The organism is Streptomyces sp. NBC_00659 (assembly GCF_036226925.1).
In the GTDB taxonomy this organism is placed as follows: Bacteria; Actinomycetota; Actinomycetes; order Streptomycetales; family Streptomycetaceae; genus Streptomyces.
Window position 1 is genome coordinate 3,961,174 of sequence record NZ_CP109031.1, and the last position, 20,727, is coordinate 3,981,900.

A 20,727-nucleotide genomic window follows, 5' to 3' on the forward strand; every position below is an offset into this window, starting at 1 on the left:
TGTGCGACAACACCACAGCAAATGGTGCCAACCGAGTAACAGCCGTTACCCATAGAGGCCCACAGCACGCCGATGCCCGTCCAGTGGATCTTCCAGCTGATGCGCCCTTCGCGTACGCCTCACCGATGTGATCGCCCGCGATCTCACAGACCCCCGACGCGGGATACGTCGGCGCGTCCGCCGTACCAGGCTCGATCCAGATGGGCTCCAGGTACTTCTGCAGCTCGTCCGGCGTGTACTTCGGAACGTAATGGCAGGCGGGTGGAGTCCAGTCACCGGACGAGGAGGTCACCGGACCGGAGGAATCGCCCGACCCGCTCTTCGGACGATCGAACACGACAGCACCGGCTGTGGCAGAGAAGTTTCCCTTGCTGTCACTGTCCACCGGAGCGGTGCGTACCGCCAGGCTTCTGGCTGCCGTTGCCGAAGTCGTCGTCGGCAGCCGCGGAGTTGGCGTTGACCAAGAGAAGTATCGCAGTCGCGGAGCCGCTCACAGCACCGCACCAGTTCACGGCCGACATTTTCCGCTACCCCTCTCCGAGAGCATGTCCTGCGTCACCCAGACGCCGTCCGAATTCCGCTTCAACGTCGTGTTGTAGAAGATGTAGCTGTTCTTCGTGACGGGAGTCTTGTCGACCTTTCCGGTCTTGACGAACTTGTTGTACGCCTTGCCCTGGTCCTCGCAGTATGTGAGCGCCGCCGATCCGTCACCAAGAACGGTCACCGTCTCGCTGTAGAAACGATAGGTACCGGTGGCACGAGCCTTGTGGTCCACAAATCGCTGCACATACTTCTGCGTCGCCGCCGCGAGCTCTTCCGCCGAGTAGAAGCGATATGCGGGGTCGAGCGGGTCTTGATTGGCGATGGCCTGGTCCGTGGCCTTGATGAACAGCTCACCGTCGGCCAGAACGGCATCCTTGTCCTTGTTACCGGTTTTGCGCCACTCGAAGGTGTAGTGAAGGTCGGCAGGCAGCTCGATCTTCGGTCGGCCCGTCGACTGCGTCGCGCCGGCGCCGGGTGAGGCCGACGCCTTGCCACCGGTGTCCGCGCCCGCAATCTTGTCGTTGGCCTTCGGCTTGTCACCACCCCCACCGCACGCGGTCAAAAACAGCGCGGCTGACGCTCCGACAGCGGCTGTGGCAAGCAGGCGGAAACGGCGGTTCACGGCAGACTCCAGTGCGGCATGAGGTTCGGAAGGGCACCAACACGCTAACGGGGGCCTGTGCGACAACACCACAGCAAATGGTGCCAACCGAGTAACAGCCGTTGCCCATAGAGGCCTATAGCGTGGCCAACTGGCTGTCCGGAGGGTTCGATTCAGCGACAGCCCTCGGAAGCACAGTTCACCAAGTTGCTCTCCGCAAAGCCTTCAGTCCCCGTCACTCGGCACCCGGGGGTCAGGCCGGACGCAGCGGGTTGTCGAAGGAGGCCAGGGCCGTGATCCGGCGAAGGATCGCACGGTACTGCTCACTCCGGTCGACAGCGGTCGTGCTCAGCGTGAACACGGCCAGCCGCCTGCAGTCCGGATGCGGCAGGTGGGCGCGGAACTGGACCAAGGGCATCCGAGGGATTGCGCTCACGACTCCGGGAGTGTGAACGGTCTCGCTGAACGTGACCGGCCCGCAAGGGAGTTCGACGAACTCGATGCGCGCCTGCGCGTCGAGCCCGCTCACCGCACGCGCAGCCGTCACGGCCCGTGGTGACACCGCCGTTGCCCGCCAGGAGACGGTGAAGAACGACAACAGCGGCCGGCCACAGCTCGCCGCCCCCGCATCGACATCGTCACGGTGCAGTCCGATGGAGCAATGGACGGTTCCTGCCTCCGTCAGAGCGCCGAGCAGTTGCTGCCCCTGAGCGAACTGGGCGATGAACCGCTGTCGTACCACCCCGTCGAGAGCCGCATCGAGAATCGGCGCGAGTGCGGTACGCAGATCATCCGCGGCCCGGGAGCCCGGTACAGGCAGCAACGCGTCGAGGGGCACAGCGGTGAAGCCCGCGGGTTCCGCGAACCAGATGTCGGCGTCGGGGTCTTCGGCCGAGTCGGCGACGGTGAAACGGTGGGCCGTGGTCATCGGATCCTGCCGGGTACGAGTCAGTGAGGGTGCGAGTGCGGGCGCACCGCGTCGGGGACATGAGCGCCCGAGCGGCGGGCCCGTTCGAGGGCGGCAGGGCTCGCGTTCCAGTCGGTCGGCTCGATGCCCCGGCGGCCCGTGGCCGTGCGCTGATAGAGCAGGTGCAGCCTCTTGGGTGCCTCACCCTTTCGCCTGGACGCCGCGATGACGGCGATGAAGCGGGGGTCGCCGGCGAACCAGATCGGCTCGATCTCGGCCTTCAGCTCCGGCTTCGTACGAGCGGTACCGAAGCGTCGCATCCACCAGAAGGTCCGCATACCAGAAAGAAACAACAGAGGAATCCGCTCCCCCGGCTCCTCAGGATTGGGCAACTCCAGCCACATCTCGTCCTCTTGAACCATCGGATGCCGGTTCCGGCCCCGCGGGACATCGGTGAGGAGTTGCCAGGGGTACTGCCAGAGGACGCGCTGGATGTAGATGGAGGGACGGATGTAGGCGAGTTGGAGGACGGCTCGGAAGGTTGCATAGACGAGAAGAACGAGGAACAACCAACCGATCCAGCGTGGTAACGCCACAATAAGGAAGAGGCTCCCAGCCCAGACTGCGAGCCAGCCGATCAGACGCCCTGCAATCATGATCATGTGCTGAAACCAGGCACGCCTGGTTGGCGGGTGATCCCAAGCAGTGCGGTAGTTCCTTGGATCCATAGGGCGTGCTCTTCTCTCTGTTTCGACTCAGAAGACGTGACGGGCAAGGCTGACAAGGCCACCGGCATCAAGGCCGAGTCGGGCTCCGTCAATGCTCGCCACGGAACCGTCCTTGAGCCCGTCGTCGTCAGCGTCAACGGCAGCCATAACTAGGCCGAACCCGGCCGTACCGACACCGATCGAGGCCGAGGTGACTTCCACCGCCTTGGCAATGGGCGCTGCCCGAGCGCCCCGGACCGTGCAACCGAGCAGTGCGTTGTCCAGGTCCGCGATGGACTTGGCGTGCTCCATGGTTTCCGTGCCGAATCGGGCCGCTCGTTGGGTGAGCGTCAAGGCTTCTCCCGCTTCACCTGTAGCTCGAACCGCGATTGTGGCTCCCTTGCCTACCGCTCCGACTCCGGGAAGCACTCCGAGGGCATCGCCACCGACGGTGACAATGTTGCTCCAGAAGTCGATGTCAAACTCACCCTTGGTAAATCCGTCCCACAGGGATTCACGCAACGTTGGGTTACCAAAGACCCGCAAAGCCAAAGCCGTCCCGCTCAATGCCGCAGTAGCCAGCAGGAGCGCCGCTGCCACCGTCCCACCCGACACCACAAACAGCGCGACCAAGCCGATCACGGCCCCCAAAGTGCTCAAGATGTCCGGCAAGTTCTCGGTGACCCAGTCCAGTGCCGAGTCGAACCAGCCCGGTTCATGGGGCGTCAGCTTCTTCGTGGCGTCGCGGATCTTGCCGGCTCGAAGACGGGCCTGGTGCTCGTGTTCCTCGGCGAGTTCGCGCGCCTTGCCGCGAACCCTGCGCAGCACGTCCTCGGCGTCGTCCACCGCCGATTCCGCCTTGGTCAGTGCCTTTCGTGCCTCGTCGTGCGCGGCGCCTTTCCCTTCCAGGTCGGGGCTGTCGCCCGCCTTCGTGGCGTGACCCTTCGCCCGGTCCACGGCGGCCTGGGCTTCCTCCGCCTCCTGTTCCAGTCGCTTCGCCCGCCGCTGGAAGTCGTCGAGTTCGCCTTCCCAGCGGTCGAGTTGTCGGGCCGCCTTGCGGATGGAGTGCGCCGCGTTCTTCAGGTTCAGGGGAAGCGGTCCGCCGTCCAGCTGCTCGCGGAAGGCGACTGCCGCGTCGCCCTTCCAATAGCTGCCGTCCATCAGCTTGGTGACGAGCTCATGCGTCTCTTCGAGGACCTTCGCGCACCCCGTGAGCTTCTTACGGAGGCCGCTCACGGTCTCCGTACTACCCGGCACCGGATCGAACCCGAGATGCGGGTAGTCGGGGTTGGGGATACGCGGGGCCGACTTGAGTCCCTGCGGCTTGTCGCGGTCGGCGAGGGACCGCGGGTCCATCGCCGCTCCCGTGTCCTCGGGTTCGTAGGTCACCTCGTACCCCCGCCCCCGCCGTTCCCGGCCCTCTTCAGAGCCTGCTCCAGGGCTTTGTCCACCTCGCGGTAGCTGTCCCTGCTCTTCCCGATGATCTCGGCCAGGTCCTCGGTCTGCTCACCGATCTGGTCGGCTCCGTACTTCCAGTTGTCCTGGAACTCCTCGCAGGCACAGTCGAGGTCGTCCGTTCCCAGACCGGTGACCGTGGCGTCCTCCAACGCTCTGCGCAGCCCCTGCAAGGACTCGGTTGATTTCCGGAGCATCCTCATGAAGTGCGACAGCTCATCGCCGTCGACAGCAAGCCGTTCCGCCATGCCTTCTGCTCGTTCCGGATCTCAGGGAGTCCGGAGGGCCGGACTCAGCGGTTGACGGACTGGATCTCCTGCACGACGACCTCCTGGTCGGCGCCGAACCTGCCGTCCGGCAGGCTCCGTGGCGCGGGTATGCCGGTGCCCGTCCAGTGGATCCGCCAGGTGAGGGTGGCTTGCAGCCGGTAGGAGCCGGAGCCCGAGGAACGCAGGTACCGCAGCCCGCAAGGAGGGGTCTCCTTGGCCTTGCCCCGGGCGTACGCCTCGCCGATGTGATCGCCCGTGATCTCGCAGACCCCCGACGCGGGATACGTCTGCGCGTCCGCCGTACCGGGCTCGATCCTGAGGGAGACCGGCTCGGCCGTCGTCGTGGCGGTCACGTTCAGCAGGGGAACCGACGCGGTCACCGACACCGGCTCGAACTTCGCCCCGTCCAGCCACACCCACGTCGGCAGATTCACCTTCGTCGCCCCCGCCGGAGCCAGGTCCACCCTCGTCGACGGCACGCGCATCTCCGCGTAGGCGAGCCGCGCCAGCATCTCCGGGGTAATCGCCTCCGGAACATCCGCCGGAGGGGCCGCGCCCTTGTCGACCCAGAAGGTGTCCTTGGTACATCTGGAGGCGGTCGGGTCGCCCTCGCGGCCTTCCGTGACGTACGCGTCCCACCAGTAGCCCTTGCCGGACTTGGCCTTGTTGAAGTCCTTGTACGGGTGCCCGTTCACGTAGGTGTCGCGCTGATCCGCGTCCCACTGGTACCCCGTCGATTCGACCGCCCAGATCGACTCCTTGTACTTCCGCATCTGAGCCGGGGTGTACTTCGGGGCGTAATAGCAGGCGGGCGGAGTCCAGTTGCCCGACGAAGGGGTGACCGGGCCGACAGAGTCCCCCGCCCCGTTCCTCGACCGGTCGAACACCACAGCCCCGACGGCCGCAGACAACGTGCCGTCATCCGCGGCATATCCGCGCGGATTCGGTGTGGTGCTCTCGCTGCTCTCGCCGCCACGGCCACCGGCGTACGCGGCTTGGGGGCCGAACGCCGCAAGGCAGAGGACAGCCGTGAGCGTTGCCGAACCGAGCAAAACCTTCATGGCTGGCACTGGGCAGCGCCTCGCTTCGAGATGACCTTGACGGTCTGCCAGACGCCGTCCGGGGTCTCGACCAGCTTGGTGTTGTACAGCACGTAGCTGTCCGCCGAGGTCGGTGTCTTCTCCGCCTTGTTCGTCTTCCGGTTCTTGAGAAAGGACTTGCTCTCGTCCGAGCAGTAGACGACAGCCGCACTGCCATCGGAACGAAAACTGACCTGGCGGTCGAAATAGCGAGTGGTCCCAGTCCACGAACGACCGTCGTCCAGGTAACCCTTGATGAACATCCTCGCGCTGCCCAAGGCGCCTTCCGCGCTGTAGAAGCCGAGGGCCTCGGTGTTCACCGTTCCCTGGAAGATCGCATCGTCAATGGAGTTGATGCGCTGGGCGTTGTCCGCCAGTACCGCGTCCTTCCTGGCATCCCCGCTCTTCTGGCCCTCGAACACGTTCCGCGCGTCGGAAGGGAACGTGACTGTGGGCCGTCCACCAGACGTCGACGTACTCCCGCCCGCCGAAGCCGAAGCCGCACCCCCCGCCCCCGCGATCTCGCCATGCCCCTTCGGCTCGTTGCCACCCCCGCCGCAGGCGGTCAGGACGAGCAGTGCGGCTGTCGTTCCGGCGGCGGCCGTGGACAAGAACATGCGGGGGCGGCTGGTCACGGAGGCTCCTGGCGGCGTGGGGGGAGACAGCGGCACGTCACGCTAGCGGGGCCCTTGCGGCGGCACCAGGGTGAAGGGCGCCGAGCAGGTGGATATAGAGGTTCATAGCGTGACCAAACGGCCACCCGGAAACCTTCGATTGGGTGACATCGCGGGATGAACGGGACGGGGGTGCCCCGGCGAGTCGGCGCTTCACCACGCCGACTCGCCGGGGCACCCCCGTCGTTCCGTCGCCGCCAGGCCTCGGCCCCGCGGCGCCCTCCCAGAAGCCGCCGCTAAGCCTTGGTCCGGCGCCCCCGCGACGTCGAACGGACCTTGGACCTAGGGTCCTTGGACTTGCGGACCTCGGACTTCCGGCCCTCCGACTTGCGGCCCTTGGACTTGCGGACCTTGGCTCCGTTCGGCCAGAGGCGCGGGCTTCTCTTGGCCGCGATGTCCTCGATCCAGCCGAAGGCCAGGATGGTCAGGCCTATCAGCGGCCACACCAGGACGAGCATCCACAGGGTGTAGGTGGCGTCGAGGGCCGCCGTCGCCCCGTCGTTCTCCATGAAGGGGAGGTTGTAGAGCTGGTCGAGGATCGGGACCGTGGCCATGATGAGCATGTTGTGCCACAGGTAGATCGTGACCGCGCGGTTGTTGGACAGCGTCACCAGCTTGTCCCACCGGGCGAGGCGGCCCGGCAGTTCCTGCCAGGACGGGCTGTACTGGAGCAGGATCACTACGAAGCCGAAGGACCACAGCGCGTCGGCCAGCGGGATGTCGTTCAAGTCCCAGCCGTCGGGGCCCAGATGGCCCGAGGCCCACCACAGGCCGAAGGCCATCATCAGGGCCGAGCACGAGATGGCGATGTAGCGCGGGACCTTCACGAGCATGCCCTCGTGGTGGGCGAAGCCCAGGATCCAGCAGCCGCCGTAGACGGCGAAGTCGGTGACGGCGTTGCCGGTCTCGCCGGGGATGGTGACCAGCCCGGTGCCGACCACCGCCGTCAGGGCGAGGGGAGCCGACACGGTCACCCACGGAGCACGGCGGAACGCCCACAGCATGAGCGGGGACGCGACCACGAACCACAGGTAAGCGCGCAGATACCAGAGCACACCCGCGCTCTGGACCGCCCAACTGTCCTCCAGGAGACCCGACTTGGAGCCGACGCTCCAGGGGAACGGCGGGGCGCCGACCGGGACGATGTAGTTGAGCAGGTCGACCAGGCCCCATGTGCCGCCGTGGTCGGGGTCGTGCCAGGGGTTCCAGCCGCCCGCGAACATCATGGCCAGCGCCACCGCGCTGAAGGCCCAGAGCGGGGGCAGCAGACGCCGTACACGTCCCCTGATCACGCCCAGCGGCGGCCGGCTCAGCGAGCGGGCCATCAGGGAGCCGGCCAGCGCGAACATCACGCCCATGGAGGGGAAGACGACCGTCAGCCAGCCCCAGCCCATCAGGTGGTACACGACCACGCGGACCAGCGCCATGGAGCGGAGCAGGTCCAGGTAGCGGTCGCGGCCGGGGCGGCTCGGGGCCGGCTTCCGACCCGGATCCGCCCCTTCGGCGGTCTCGGAAAGCGGCCTCGTCTCGGACAGCGATCCCGGGTCGGACAGCTGTCCCGGGTCGGACAGCGCTCCCCTCTCGGGCAGCGGTGCCGGGTCGGTACCCGTCTGCGGCTGCGGGCGGAGCCAGTCGTCCTCGGGCGCTCCCGGGTACGTACGCGGACGCGGGACCGCCGGCTTCGGTGTGCCCAGCGGCGGGGTCGCCCCCACCGGGTACTCGTGCGTGGTCATCCGACCGGCCTCCGTTCCTTCCCGCTGTCCGACGCCCGCTGCTGCGGGGCGGATCCCGGTGCCGCCCCCACGACGCCGGTGCGGCGCAGCTTCTGCCAGCGCAGCCGGCCGCCGGTGAGGGCCGTGATCCAGGACTGCAGCAGGACGACGTACATCAGCTGCCGGTAGAGGACCTGCTGAAGGGGAAGCGAGATCAGATGGGTCATGCGTTCCTTGTCCAGGCGGAACGCGTACGCCGCGCACACCGCCTGGATGGCGAGGACACCGAGCCAGGCGACGATCGTCTTCTGGGTCGGGCCGAAGACGACGCCGTACAGCAGGAAGACGTCGATCAGGGGCGCGAGGAGCGGGGCCAGGACCATGAAGAGGGAGACCAGGGGCAGGCCGACCCGGCCGAAGCGGCCCGAAGGGCCCCGTTCGACCAGGGCGCGGCGATGCTTCCAGATCGCCTGCATGGTGCCGTAGCACCAGCGGTAGCGCTGGGACCAGAGCTGCTGGACGGACTCCGGGGCCTCGGTCCAGGCGCGCGCGTTCTCCGCGTAGACGACCCGCCAGCCGTCGCGGTGCAGGGCCATCGTGATGTCGGTGTCCTCGGCGAGCGTGTCGTCGCTCATGCCGCCGACGCGCTCGAGCGCGGTACGGCGGAAGGCTCCGACGGCACCGGGGATGGTGGGCATGCAGCGCAGCAGGTCGTACATGCGGCGGTCGAGGTTGAAGCCCATCACGTACTCGATGTGCTGCCAGGCGCCGATGAGGGAGTTCCGGTTGCCGACCTTGGCGTTGCCCGCGACGGCGCCGACCTTGGGGTCGGCGAAGGGCTGGACGAGTTCGCGGACGGTCGCCGGCTCGAAGACCGTGTCGCCGTCCATCATCACGACGATGTCGTGGCCGGCGTTCGCCAGACCCCGGTTGAGGGCCGCAGGCTTGCCGGCGTTGGCCTGGCGTACGACGCGTACGTTCGGCACGTGCATGTCCTCGACGATGCGGGCGGTGCCGTCGGCCGATCCGTCGTCGATGACGATGATCTCGATGGGGTGCTCGCTCGCCATGAGGGAGGTCACGGTGTTCTCGATGCACTTGGCCTCGTTGTACGCCGGGACGAGCACCGTCACCGGTTCGGTGACCGGTGCCGCGCCCCAGCGGAAGTCCTTGCGGCGGACCCGGCGGGCGTGCAGCGCGGAGAGCAGGAGCATCATCCCGAAGCGGGTGAAGACCAGTACGCCGATGATCGCGATGCCGACGACCAGGATGTCGGTGGTCTTCTCCGAGGCCTGCACCAGGAAGATCCAGGCCTTGCCCTTCCACAGGTCGAGGCCGGTCACCGGGGTGTTCGCGCTCGGCGCGTCGAGTGCCTCGGTGAGATTCTGGAACTCGTAGCCCTGCCGCTGGAGCCGGGGCAGGAACTCGGCCAGCGCCTGCACGGTCTGATGGCGGTCGCCGCCCGAGTCGTGCATGAGGACGATGGCACCCTTGCCGCCCTTGGGCGTGGCCCGTCGGATGATCTCGTCGACGCCCGGCTTCTGCCAGTCCTCGCTGTCGGTGTTGTTGACGACGGTGATGTAGCCGCGGGTTCCGACGTACTGCGTCACCGGCCAGGACTTGTCGTCCATGGCGTCGGCGAACGAGGAGTACGGCGGGCGGAACAGGGAGCTGCGGATGCCCGCCGCGCCCTCCAGTGCCAGCTGGTTCTGCGACAGTTCCCAGTCGATACGGCTCTTGGACTGGTACGACAGGTCGGGGTGGCTGAAGGTGTGCAGGCCGACCTCATGGCCCTCCTTCACCATCCGCTCGATGAGCCCCGGGTGGCGCGAGGCCATGGTGCCGGTGACGAAGAAGACCGCGTGGGCGTGGTTCGCCTTGAGGACGTCCAGGACCTTGGGGGTCCAGGCCGGGTCCGGGCCGTCGTCGAAGGTGAGGACGAGACGGTGGTCCGGGACGCCGAGACTGGTCGTGCGTCCGCCGCGGGTGTCGATGACCGGGCCGCCGTCGAGGATCTTCTGCGGCACCTTGTCCGTGGCCGCCTCGGGCCGGACGCGGTGGTCCGCGAGGATCTCGCTGTGCACGTAGCCGCGCAGCATCAGCATGCCCATCATCGCGAGCAGGATGACGAGAGGCAGCAGGAAGCGCAGGGGAAGGCGGCGGCGCCGGGCGTCGCGGTTCCGGCGCGGGGCGGTGCCGGGGCCATGGCGCGGCGTGCTGGGCGCGGGGCCGTGGCGGCTGGTGCGGGACATCAGAGGAGGTTCTCCGGGAACGGTGGGGAGAGGGAGTGCGGGGAACTGAGGGGGCGGCTCGGCTGCCCGGACGGGCAACTCGGCCGCCTGGACGGGCCGCTCGGCCGCCCGGACGCCGCGGACGGGTCCTCTACGAGTGCCGCCACCGCGCCGGGCGCGGTGGCGGAAGCGTGTTTCTGCCCGGCGGGCGCGCGCCGGCGAAGGTCGCTCATTCGGTGCCGGTCCCCGCTCCGGTGGTGCCTGTGGTGCCCGTGCTCTCCGTGGGAGCGGCCGTGCTCCCGGGAGTGGTCGCCGGGGCGGAGGCCGTGGGCTGGCCGTCCGCGGAGGAGGTCGGTTCGGGGTCGGGGTCCGGGTTCTTGGTGGTGACGCCCGGATTCGGCTTCTTGGTGGGCGACGCGCTGGGCTTGGGATCGCCGGAGGCGCCGGTGGCGGTGGCCTCGGCGGAGGCGCCGGCCTTGGCGGTCGAGTCGGGTGAGGGCGTCGTTCCGTCGGCGACCGTGGCCACCGCTCCGGGCGCGGTGGCGGCGCCGGTGCCGGAGGGTTTCACCGACTGCGCGGGCAGCGGCGAGGTCTCGACCTGGCCGGCGGGGGTGTCCTCCTCCTGGCCCGGAACCGGGAGCCATGGCGCGTTCGAGTTGCCCGACAGGAGCGTGGCGACGATCACGACGGCGTAGACCGCGCAGGCCGCGGCGACGAGCATGCCGAGGCGGCGGAAGCGGCGGCTGCGGCGGCCGGACTCGTCGACGAAGACGGGGCCGTCGGAGACGTCGGCGGTCGCCGGGACGTCCTTGCCCGGCACGTCGTCCGCCCTGCTCGCGCTGTCGAGCTGGATGGTGATCTCGTGCCGGTCGTGGCCGTCCGACGGTTCGCCGGAGTTCCCCCAGGAAGCGGGCAGCGGGCGGCCTGGGTCCGGCGCGGCTCCGGGGAGCAGCTCGGTCGCCGGACCGTCGTCGAAGACCGGTCCGTCGTCGAAGAGGGGTCGTACCGGGGCCGTACGGGTGAGGGACGACGTTCCCGCCGTCACCGTGCCCGCGGCGGCGGGCCACGCCCCCGGTTCCCGCCCGGACGCCGAGGCCGGCTCGGGACGCCGGCCGGAGAGCACGTCCGTCTCCGTCACGCGACCGACGAGCAGTTCGGTCTCCGGATCCGGGGTTCGCTCGGGACGCCCGCCGACTGCTCGCTCGGCGCGTCCCCCATGCTCAGGACTGATGCCAACTCCCATATCCGGCCACGAAACCGTTCTGCCGTGCTTCGGCCCGGAGATCGGTTTCCCGGCGTCTTTCCCAGGTGACGGATCGACTCCGCGTCCGTCCCGCCGACCGCTTTCCCGATCAGCCGGTTGGGCGTCTTTCCGCCAGTTCTCTACGCGCACGTGCTTCCCCCCACGGGACTGTTCACGGGTGCGCGACGACTCCGGGCAAATAATCTCTATGCCGTCAGGACCGGGCCCCCACCCGGTCTGAGCGCCCCCCAATATCACACCGCGCCCGGATGAAAAATGTAGCGGCGGCGGGACTCGTGCGCTGACGCCTCATCCGCGTTTCATGAAAATGAGGGCGTCGGTGGCTGGAATCCACCCTCTCCGGGGACTCAGGAGCCACTTTTCATCGCTTGCGAGTTCGATAGCAGCTCGTATTAGCGCATCAATTCCCGGATGAACGAGTCCCTTGCGCCACACCAGTGACACTGGTGAGAGGGGAACGGGGTCGATGAGGGGTCGCGACACCGAACCGGGCATGGCCGGAAACTCCACCACGGCCAGGACCGGAGTCCGCCACTTCGCCATGATCCGCCGGAATTCCTCGGGTCCGACCGCCACCGGTGCGGGTGACGCGAGTCGGATACCCCGTCCCTCGAAGAGGTGACGTGCCAGATCGGTCCACTCCAGCGTCCGGGGGTTGCCCGCCCCCGCGTACACCGTCTCGCCCGCGAGCGCGGCCAGCGGCACCGCGTCCAGGGCGGCGAGGTGATGGTCCTCGGGCAGGACGACGGCCATCGGCTCGTAGCGCACGAGCCGCTGCTCCAGCCGGGCCCGCACGGCCGGGTCGAGTCCCGCGAACCGGCCGAACGACACGTCCAGACGGCCGGCGAGCAGGTCCGCCGCCGCACCGGTGAGCCCGGTCTCGTAACGCGCCATCAGTTCGCTGCCGGGGGCGAGTTCACGGGCCCGGTCGAGGATGCGGCTGGAGACCAGGCCGGGCGTGTTGACGTCGACGAGCAGCGGTCGCTCCTCCCCGCCGGGCCGCGCGAAGGCGTCCAGCAGCTCGTCGTGCGCCTCCAGCACGCGGCGCGCGTACGGCAGCAGCCGCTCGGCGTCCAGGGTCGGCGTCACCTGCCGGGTCGTCCGCACGAACAGCTCCGCCCCGAGCTCCCGCTCCAGCCGGCGGATGTCACGGCTCAGGGACTGCTGGGCGACGTACAGGCGGGCGGCGGCACGGGTGAAGTGCAGTTCCTCGGCGACAGCGAGGAAGGCGCGCAGCAGACGGGGGTCCAGATGACCGGGAAAGGGCCGGTGATCGGGAAGGGGGCGTTGACCAGGCATCACGTGAACCTACAACCCAAGTGCGTCAATCGCGACGGAGTAGGTGTTGGACCGCCGCCGCCGTGCCGGGCGACGGTTCACCCATGTCACCGTTCACCCCGTACCGCCGTCTCTTCGCGCTGCCCGGCACCCGCGCCTTCACCCTCGGCAACCTCGTCGCCCGGCTGCCCATGGGCATGTTCAGCGTGAGCGCGGTCGTCATGATCGCCGGGGCGCGGGGTTCGTACGCGCTCGCCGGTGCCGTCACGGCGACGGGTCTCGCCGCGACGGCCGTGGTCGCCCCCTGGACCGCGCGGCTCGTCGACCGCCACGGGCAGGCCCGGGTGGCCGTGCCCGCCACGGCCTTCGCGCTGCTCGGCGCGACGGGGCTGGTGGCGTGCGTGCGCTTCGGCGCGCCCGGCTGGACCCTGTTCGCCGCGTACGCCGCCACCGCCACGACCCCCAACACGGGCGGGATGTCCCGCGCGCGCTGGGCCCATCTCCTCGAAGGGGACGCGGCGGCGCTGCACACCGCGAACTCCTTCGAGCAGGCCGTGGACGAGCTGTGTTTCATGCTGGGCCCGGTGCTCGCGGCCTTCCTGTGCGGGACGGTCGCCCCGGAGGCGGGCATGCTCGTGGCGTCCGCGCTGCTGATGACGGGGGTTCTGCTCTTCACGGCACAGCGTTCGACGCAGCCGCCGCCCCGGCCGGCCACGGCCTCCGGGTCCCCCGTGCTCGCGCCCGGAATGCCCCCGCTGCTGCTCTCCTTCCTCGCCACCGGAGCGGTGTTCGGCGCGATGGAGGTGGCCACGATCGCGTTCGCGGACGAGCGGGGGCACCGGTCGGCCGCGGGCGTGGTGCTCGCCCTCCAGGCGGCGGGGTCGTGTGTGGCGGGCCTGGTATTCGGCGCGCTGCGGCGGGGCGCTCCGTCGCCCGGACGCACGACTCCCGCCGACCGCGCGGCGGGTTCCGCCGGGTACGTCGAACCGTTCGACGCCGAGACGCTCGCCGCGCGGCGGTACGCGGTGTGTGTCGGCGCGATGGCGGTCCTGCTGACCCTTCCGCTCCTCGCCGTCCGGCTCACCGGCTCGCTCCCGGTTCTCGCGGGTGCGCTGCTCGTGGCCGGCATGGCGACCGCTCCGACCATGGTCACCGGCATGACGCTGGTCCAGCGGCGCACACCCGAGGGCCGGCTGAACGAGGGCATGACGCTCGCGGTGACCGGCCTGCTGGGCGGGATAGCCGGCGGTTCCGCGGCGGGCGGATGGATGGTGGAGCGCTGGTCGCCGGCCGCGGCGTACACGGTCCCGGTCGTGGCGGCGACGACGGCGCTGGTGATCGCCGCGCTGGCCGCGAGAACGGGTCGGGCACGGCGCCGGGAGCCGCGCCTCGAACTCGGCCCGGCGAACACCGCCTGAGCTCCGGGCCGGCACCCGGCACCGCCGCCGTCCGGCCCGTCGAACCGCTGTCCCGATTCCGGTTCAGCCCATTGACGTGTTCACGGCTGCCACCTACCTTCCCCCGTCGAAGCGCTTCGACGTCATGCATCGAAACGATTCGACGACGGTGCATGACGGCCCGATACCCATCCGACTCCTCTGGAGGCAGTGGATGCTGACGAAACGACGGCGTGGGGCGGCGGCGGTGGCGGTGGCCCTGGCGGGTGCCCTGCTGGCGACGTCCTGCGGCGGCTCGGACAGCGGTTCCCCGGACGGCAAGACACTGAAGCTGTGGCACTACGAAGGTCCGGACAGCGCGATGGGGGTGGCCTGGAAGGAGGCCATCAAGGAATTCGAAGCGCAACACCCGGGCGTGAAGGTGAAGTTCGAGGAGAAGGGCTTCGAACAGATCCAGAAGACGGCGCCCATGGTCCTCAACTCGAACGACGCCCCCGACATCATGGAATACAACAAGGGCAACGCGACCGCCGGACTCCTGTCCAAGCAGGGGCTGCTGACCGACCTGACGGCCGAGGCTGGCCGGCGCGGCTGGGACAAGAAGCTCAGCGCCGGTGTGAGGACCACGAGCCAGTACGACACGAACGGCGTCATGGGCTCGGGCAAGTGGTACGGCGTGCCCAACTACGCCGAGTACACGGTGGTCTTCTACAACAAGGACCTCTTCAAGAAGTACGGGATCGCGGAGCCGGCCACGTACGACGAACTGGTCTCCGCGATGGACGCGTTCGTGGCGAAGGGCGTCACCCCCCTCGCCAACGCGGGCGCCGAGTACATGGCCCAGCAGTACCTCTACCAGCTCGCCCTCTCCAAGGCCGACCGCTCCTGGGTCGACACGTACGAGCTGTACAAGGGCAAGGCCGACTTCCACGACACGGCCTGGAGCTACGCGGCGGACACGTTCGCCGACTGGGTGGAGAAGGGGTACATCTCCAAGAAGTCCAGCGGCACGAAGGCCGAGGACGCGGGCGTGTCCTGGATCCAGGGCAAGTCGCCGATCCTCTTCTCCGGAAGCTGGTGGTACGGCCGCTTCGAGTCGGAGGCCACATTCGACTGGGACTCCGGCCTGTTCCCGGGCTCGAACCTCACCCTGGGCTCCGGCGGCAACCTGTGGGTGGTCCCCAAGGGCGCCGAGAACAAGGAACTGGCCTACGACTTCATCGACATCACCATGTCGAAGAAGATCCAGAACCTGCTGGGCAACAAGGGCGGTGTCCCGGTGGCCGCGGACACCTCCGCGATCACCGACGCCAGGACCAAGACCCTGATAGCCGACTACAACACCCTCTCGGAGCGTGACGGGCTCGCCTTCTATCCGGACTGGCCGGTGGCGGGCTTCTACGACACCCTCGTCTCCGAGACGCAGAAGCTGATCACCGGCAGCGCGAAGCCCGACGCCTATCTGGACAACCTCCAGAAGGCGTACGACAAGGGCGTACCGCAGCGATGACGGTGACCGCCGAACGCGGCGGGCGGGTGACCGGCCTGAAGGCCCGGGCCGGTCACCCGCGCCGTCCGCGCACCTCGTACGCGCTGTTCCTGCTGCCCGGCGCGATGGCCTTCACGGCCGTCATCGTCGTGCCGTTCCTGATGAACACCGGGCTCGGCTTCACCGACTGGCAGGGCGTCGGGGCTCCTTCGTGGACCGGGCTCGCCAACTACCGCGCCCTGGTGGACGACAGCGAGTTCTGGGCATCGTTCCGGCACAGCCTGTTCATGGTGCTGGCGATGGCCCTCCTCCCGACGGCGATCGGACTCGTCCTGGCCGCGGCCCTGTTCGACTACATCGGCAAGCACTTCGGCAGCAGGATCGTGGCGGTGCTGCGGGCCTGCTACTACCTCCCCCAGGTCCTGCCGATCGCCGTCGCGGGCATCGTCTGGAGCTGGATCCTCGCCCCCGACAACGGCTCGCTCAACGCGCTGCTCAAGGCCGTCGGTCTCGGCTCCTGGCAGCAGGACTGGCTCGGTGACCCCGACTTCGCGCTGTACAGCGTGATGGGGGTGATGGTCTGGGTGCAGCTCGGCTTCCCTCTCGTGGTCTTCATGGCGGGACTGCAACGCGTCGACCCGGAACTGCACGAGGCCGCAGAACTGGACGGCGCGGGCTGGTGGCGGCGGTTCCGGCACATCACGCTGCCGCAGATCCGCCCGGAGATCTCGGTCGTCCTGCTGTGGTGCACGATCGCCGCGCTGAAGGTGTTCGGGGCGGTCTACGTCCTGACGAAGGGCGGTCCGGGCGGCGCCACCGACGTGCCGTCGTACTTCTCGTTCACGACCTTCTTCGAGAAGACCCAGGTCGGCTACGGCGCGGCCGTCTCCACCGTCCTGACCGTGATCATCCTGGCCCTGGCGCTGATCGGGCTGAGGTTCCAGACCCGCGCCGAGGACGCCGAGGAAGGGGTCCGCGCATGACCGCCCTCCGCCGCTACCCGGTGCTCGTGGCGCTCCTCATCGGCGCCCTGTTCATGGTGCTGCCCTTCGCCGTGGTCGCCCTCAACGCGGTCAAGTCGCCCGCCGAGTACTCCGAGCACGGCCCCCTCAGCCTCCCGCACGGCCTCTACCTCGACGGTCTCAGGGACTTCTGGCAGCGCGTCGACTTCGGGCAGAAGCTCCTCAACTCGGTCCTGATCTCCGGCTCGGTGGCGGCCCTGGCCGCGGTGCTGTCCGTGCTGAACGCGTACGCGATCGGCATCGGCCGGATCAGGGGCCGCACCTGGGTGCTCGCCTTCTTCGTCCTCGCCAACACGCTGCCGCAGGAGGCGCTGGTCTACCCGCTCTACTACCTGAGCAAGCAGGCCGGCCTCTACGACACCAGGCTCAGCGTGATCATCGTGTTCACGGTGATCCAGACGGCCTTCGGCACCTATCTCCTCTCCGCCGTCCTCGGGCGGTTCCCGCGCGAGATCATCGAGGCCGCGCGCATCGACGGGGCGAACCGGTGGCAGGTGCTGTGGCGGATCGTGGTCCCGGTCAGCCGCCCCACGATCGGTGTGCTCCTCGTCTTCTTCTTCATCTGGACGTGGAACGAGTTCCTGCTGCCGCTGGTCATGCTGATCTCCAACGACAACCAGACGGTGTCGGTGGCCCTCGGTGTCCTCCAGGGCCAGCGTCTGATGGACGCCACGATGACGAACGCGGCCGCCCTGCTGGGTGTGCTCCCCGCCATCGTCTTCTTCCTGCTCTTCCAGCGGACCCTGACCCGCGGTATCGCCGTCGGCGCAGTCAAGTAGAGGGGGACGACAGTGAAGTTCACGGACGGCTACTGGCTGCTGCGCGAGGGCGTCACCGCGGCCCACCCGGTCGAGGTCCTCGATGTGACCTCGGGCCCCGGCGGCCTGGAGATCCACGCGCCGACGCAGCCCATACGGCACCGCGGCGACCTGCTGAAGGGACCGGTCGTGACGATCAGCGCCCACGCGCCGATGCCCGACGTCATCGGCGTCACGTTCACCCACTTCCAGGGCGAGAAGCCCCGGGGCCCCCGGTTCGAGGTGCGCGGAACGGAGTTCACGCCGCACACGGAGTACGACGACAGCCACGCGACCCTGACCTCGGGCGCCCTGTCCGTCCGGGTCGCCCGCACCACCCCCTGGCACATCGACTTCCTCGCGCACGGCCGCGTCCTCACCAGCAGCGGCCCCAAGGGCATGGGCATCATGCGGGACATGGCCGGCGCCCACTATCTGCGCGAGCAGCTGGACCTCGGCGTCGGCACACAGGTCTACGGCCTCGGCGAGCGGTTCGGGCCGCTCGTCAAGAACGGCCAGGTCGTGGACATGTGGAACGCGGACGGCGGCACCGCCACCGAACAGGCCTACAAGAACGTGCCGTTCTATCTGACGGACGCGGGCTACGGCGTCTTCGTCGACCATCCGGGCCGGGTCTCCTTCGAGGTCGGCTCGGAGGCGGTCTCCCGGGTCCAGTTCAGCGCCGAGGCCCAGCAGTTGACGTACTACGTCATCCACGGCCCGACGCCGAAGGACATCCTGCGCACGTACACGGCGCTCACCGGGCGTCCGGCCCTGCCGCCCGCGTGGTCCTTCGGCCTGTGGCTGTCGACGTCGTTCACCACCTCCTACGACGAGGACACCGTCACCTCCTTCATCGACGGCATGCGGAAGCGCGAACTGCCGCTGTCCGTCTTCCACTTCGACTGCTTCTGGATGCGCGAGTTCAACTGGTGCGACTTCCGGTGGGACCCGCGGGTGTTCCCCGACCCGGAGGGAATGCTGACGCGGCTGAAGGACAAGGGGCTGCGGATCTGCGTCTGGATCAACCCCTATATCGCGCAGCGCTCACCGCTCTTCGCGGAGGGGCGGGCCCTCGGGCATCTGCTGCGGCGGCCGGACGGAAGCGTGTGGCAGTGGGACCTGTGGCAACCGGGCATGGCGCTGGTCGACTTCACCAGCCCGGCCGCCCGGGACTGGTACGCCGCGAAGCTGGAGGCCCTGCTGGAGCAGGGCGTCGACTGCTTCAAGACCGACTTCGGCGAGCGGGTCCCGGTGGACGTGGCCTACGCCGACGGCGCCGACCCGGAGCGCATGCACAACTACTACACGTACCTCTACAACCAGACCGTGTTCGAGGTGCTCCGCAAGCACCGGGGGGAGCAGGAGGCCGTCGTCTTCGCCCGTTCGGCGACGACGGGGAGCCAGCGGTTCCCGGTGCACTGGGGCGGCGACTGCGAGGCGACGTACGCGTCGATGGCCGAGTCGCTGCGCGGCGGGCTCAGCCTCGGCATGTCGGGGTTCGGGTTCTGGAGCCACGACATCGGCGGCTTCGAGGGGACACCGACGCCCGCCCTGTTCAAACGGTGGATCGCCTTCGGGCTGCTGTCCTCGCACAGCCGGCTGCACGGCTCGTCCTCGTACCGCGTGCCCTGGCTGTTCGACGAGGAGGCCGTGGACGTCCTGCGTCTGTTCACCCGGCTCAAGCTCCGCCTCATGCCGTATCTGTACGAGGCCGCCCGCACCGCCCACGAGGAGGGGGTGCCGATGATGCGGGCGATGGTCCTGGAGTTCCCGGACGATCCGGGGTGCGCGCATCTGGAGCGCCAGTACATGCTGGGCCCGGATCTGCTGGTCGCGCCCGTCTTCAGCGACGAGGGGGACGTCTCGTACTACGTGCCCGAGGGCACCTGGACCCCCTACCTCGGCGGGCCGCCGGTGACCGGACCGCGCTGGGTGCGCGAGCGGCACGGGTTCGGAAGCGTGCCGCTGCTGGTGCGGCCGGGAGCGGTGATCCCGGTCGGCGCGGTGGACGACCGCCCCGACTACGACCACGCCGACGGCGTCACCCTGCGCGCGTACGGCCTGAAGCGGGGTGCGCGGGTGACGGTGCCGGTCGGGCCGGTCACCTTCACCGTCGTGCGCGAGGGGAACACCCTGCGCGCGTCCTGCAGCGACCCGTCCGCGCCCTGGGGGCTGGCCGCGGACGGACGCGAGGTCCGGGCCCGCGCCGGGACGGGCTTCCTCTCCGTCGAGCTGGAGTCCGAGTGATGGTCAAGATCACCGATGTGGCGCGGCACGCCGGGGTGTCCCCGAGCACCGTCTCCTACGCCCTCAGCGGCAAGCGGCCGATCTCCGAGGCGACCCGGCAGCGCGTCGAGGAGAGCATCCGCCGGCTGGGCTACCGGCCGCACGCCGGGGCCAGGGCGCTGGCCAGCAGCAGGTCGAACGTCCTGGCGCTGGTCGTGCCGCTGCGGACGGGCATCCATGTGCCGGTGGTGATGCAGTTCGCGGTGTCGGTGGTGACGGCGGCCCGGCTGCACGACCACGACGTCCTGCTGCTCACTCAGGAGGAGGGCGAGGAGGGACTGCGCCGGGTCGCGGACACCGCGCTGGTGGACGCGCTGATCGTGATGGACGTCCAGCTCCACGATCCCCGGCTGCCGTCGCTGCGCGCGCTGGACCGGCCGTCGGTGCTCATCGGCTTCCCCGCCGCCCCCGACGGGCTCACCTGCATCGACCTGGACTTCAAGGCGGCCGGTGAGCTGTGCGTGGAGCGGCTCGCGGGGCTCGGGCACCGGGTCGTCGCGCTGGTCGGCTCGCCGCCGGAGGTGTACGTGCGGGGCACGGCGTTCGCGCAGCGGGTGGTGCAGGGGTTCACGGCCGCCGTCGACCGGAACGGCCTGGCCTCGTCCGTCCACCCCTGTGAGGCCTCGCCCGCCGCCGCGCGCCGGGTGGCCGAGCAACTCCTGCGCGAACAACCCGCGTTGACCGGTGTCGTGGTGCACAACGAGCCGGTCCTGGAACCGTTGATCGAGGCCTTCGAGCAGCTCGGCCTGCGGGTTCCGGCCGACCTGTCCGTCACCGCCATCTGCCCGGACGAGCTCGCCGGGAGCCTGCGCGTCCCGGTGACGTCCATCGCCATCCCCTCGGCGGAAGTGGGCGCGCGGGCGGTCGAGTTGCTGATGCGGAAACTGGCGGGCACGCCGGTCGCGGAGGCGACCCTGCTGACTCCCCGGCTGACGGAACGCGCGAGTACGGCACCGCGCACGCTGAACGCTTGAGCAGTCATGACACGAGGGAGGGCGGCCGAAGGCGCGCGG

Annotated in this window: 17 protein-coding genes; 6 read left to right on the forward strand and 11 right to left on the reverse strand. The window is 69.1% G+C overall.

Annotated features, from left to right (window positions below; all coding sequences use genetic code 11):
• Window positions 1-508: 508 nt before the first annotated feature.
• From OG410_RS17120 to OG410_RS17170, 11 genes are all read right to left on the reverse strand, one after another.
• Window positions 509-1,165, reverse strand: a complete 657-nt coding sequence (locus tag OG410_RS17120) for a hypothetical protein (RefSeq protein WP_329299957.1) — start codon at window positions 1,163-1,165, stop codon at window positions 509-511.
• 232 nt (window positions 1,166-1,397) lie between these two features.
• Window positions 1,398-2,072 carry a hypothetical protein gene (locus OG410_RS17125; RefSeq protein ID WP_329299958.1) on the reverse strand — a complete coding sequence of 225 codons (675 nt, stop codon included), beginning with the start codon at window positions 2,070-2,072 and terminating at the stop codon, window positions 1,398-1,400.
• A gap of 20 nt (window positions 2,073-2,092) precedes the next feature.
• A complete protein-coding gene (locus OG410_RS17130) occupies window positions 2,093-2,620 on the reverse strand; it encodes a hypothetical protein (protein WP_329299959.1) in 528 nt (175 codons plus the stop codon).
• A 186-nt stretch (window positions 2,621-2,806) separates the two neighbouring features.
• Window positions 2,807-4,147 (reverse strand): hypothetical protein, encoded by a 1,341-nt coding sequence (locus OG410_RS17135; protein ID WP_329299960.1) that lies wholly within the window; start codon window positions 4,145-4,147, stop codon window positions 2,807-2,809.
• Window positions 4,144-4,461 (reverse strand): hypothetical protein, encoded by a 318-nt coding sequence (locus OG410_RS17140; protein WP_329299961.1) that lies wholly within the window; start codon window positions 4,459-4,461, stop codon window positions 4,144-4,146. The genes OG410_RS17135 and OG410_RS17140 overlap by 4 nt, the downstream gene beginning before the upstream one ends.
• A gap of 44 nt (window positions 4,462-4,505) precedes the next feature.
• The gene (locus OG410_RS17145; protein ID WP_443063762.1) at window positions 4,506-5,552 is read right to left on the reverse strand and encodes a hypothetical protein; all 1,047 of its coding nucleotides are present in this window, start codon (window positions 5,550-5,552) and stop codon (window positions 4,506-4,508) included.
• Window positions 5,540-6,196: a hypothetical protein gene (locus OG410_RS17150; protein ID WP_329299963.1), complete on the reverse strand. Its 657-nt coding sequence runs from the start codon at window positions 6,194-6,196 to the stop codon at window positions 5,540-5,542. Before OG410_RS17150 ends, OG410_RS17145 begins: the two co-directional genes overlap by 13 nt.
• Window positions 6,197-6,471: 275 nt before the next feature.
• Window positions 6,472-7,968 carry an acyltransferase family protein gene (locus OG410_RS17155; RefSeq protein ID WP_329299964.1) on the reverse strand — a complete coding sequence of 499 codons (1,497 nt, stop codon included), beginning with the start codon at window positions 7,966-7,968 and terminating at the stop codon, window positions 6,472-6,474.
• Window positions 7,965-10,199 carry a bifunctional polysaccharide deacetylase/glycosyltransferase family 2 protein gene (locus OG410_RS17160; RefSeq protein ID WP_329299966.1) on the reverse strand — a complete coding sequence of 745 codons (2,235 nt, stop codon included), beginning with the start codon at window positions 10,197-10,199 and terminating at the stop codon, window positions 7,965-7,967. Before OG410_RS17160 ends, OG410_RS17155 begins: the two co-directional genes overlap by 4 nt.
• Before the next feature lie 208 nt (window positions 10,200-10,407).
• Complete coding sequence (locus tag OG410_RS17165) at window positions 10,408-11,316, reverse strand: hypothetical protein (RefSeq protein WP_329299967.1); 909 nt, start codon at window positions 11,314-11,316, stop codon at window positions 10,408-10,410.
• 414 nt (window positions 11,317-11,730) lie between these two features.
• On the reverse strand, window positions 11,731-12,741 hold the full coding sequence (locus OG410_RS17170; RefSeq protein WP_329299968.1) for a LysR family transcriptional regulator: 1,011 nt from the start codon (window positions 12,739-12,741) through the stop codon (window positions 11,731-11,733).
• A gap of 83 nt (window positions 12,742-12,824) precedes the next feature.
• Between OG410_RS17170 and OG410_RS17175 the strand changes: the two genes are divergently transcribed.
• The 6 genes from OG410_RS17175 to OG410_RS17200 all read left to right on the forward strand — a co-directional run bounded on the left by OG410_RS17175 (window position 12,825) and on the right by OG410_RS17200 (window position 20,688).
• Window positions 12,825-14,138, forward strand: a complete 1,314-nt coding sequence (locus OG410_RS17175; RefSeq protein WP_329299969.1) for an MFS transporter — start codon at window positions 12,825-12,827, stop codon at window positions 14,136-14,138.
• 193 nt (window positions 14,139-14,331) lie between these two features.
• Window positions 14,332-15,627, forward strand: coding sequence for an extracellular solute-binding protein (locus OG410_RS17180; RefSeq protein ID WP_329299970.1), 1,296 nt, complete (start codon window positions 14,332-14,334; stop codon window positions 15,625-15,627).
• Window positions 15,624-16,589: a carbohydrate ABC transporter permease gene (locus tag OG410_RS17185; RefSeq protein ID WP_329299971.1), complete on the forward strand. Its 966-nt coding sequence runs from the start codon at window positions 15,624-15,626 to the stop codon at window positions 16,587-16,589. The genes OG410_RS17180 and OG410_RS17185 overlap by 4 nt, the downstream gene beginning before the upstream one ends.
• Window positions 16,586-17,407 carry a carbohydrate ABC transporter permease gene (locus OG410_RS17190; RefSeq protein ID WP_329299972.1) on the forward strand — a complete coding sequence of 274 codons (822 nt, stop codon included), beginning with the start codon at window positions 16,586-16,588 and terminating at the stop codon, window positions 17,405-17,407. Before OG410_RS17185 ends, OG410_RS17190 begins: the two co-directional genes overlap by 4 nt.
• 12 nt (window positions 17,408-17,419) lie before the next feature.
• Window positions 17,420-19,675, forward strand: coding sequence for an alpha-xylosidase (gene yicI, locus OG410_RS17195; RefSeq protein ID WP_329299973.1), 2,256 nt, complete (start codon window positions 17,420-17,422; stop codon window positions 19,673-19,675).
• The gene (locus OG410_RS17200; RefSeq protein ID WP_329299974.1) at window positions 19,675-20,688 is read left to right on the forward strand and encodes a LacI family DNA-binding transcriptional regulator; all 1,014 of its coding nucleotides are present in this window, start codon (window positions 19,675-19,677) and stop codon (window positions 20,686-20,688) included. Before yicI ends, OG410_RS17200 begins: the two co-directional genes overlap by 1 nt.
• The last annotated feature ends 39 nt before the right edge of the window (window positions 20,689-20,727 follow it).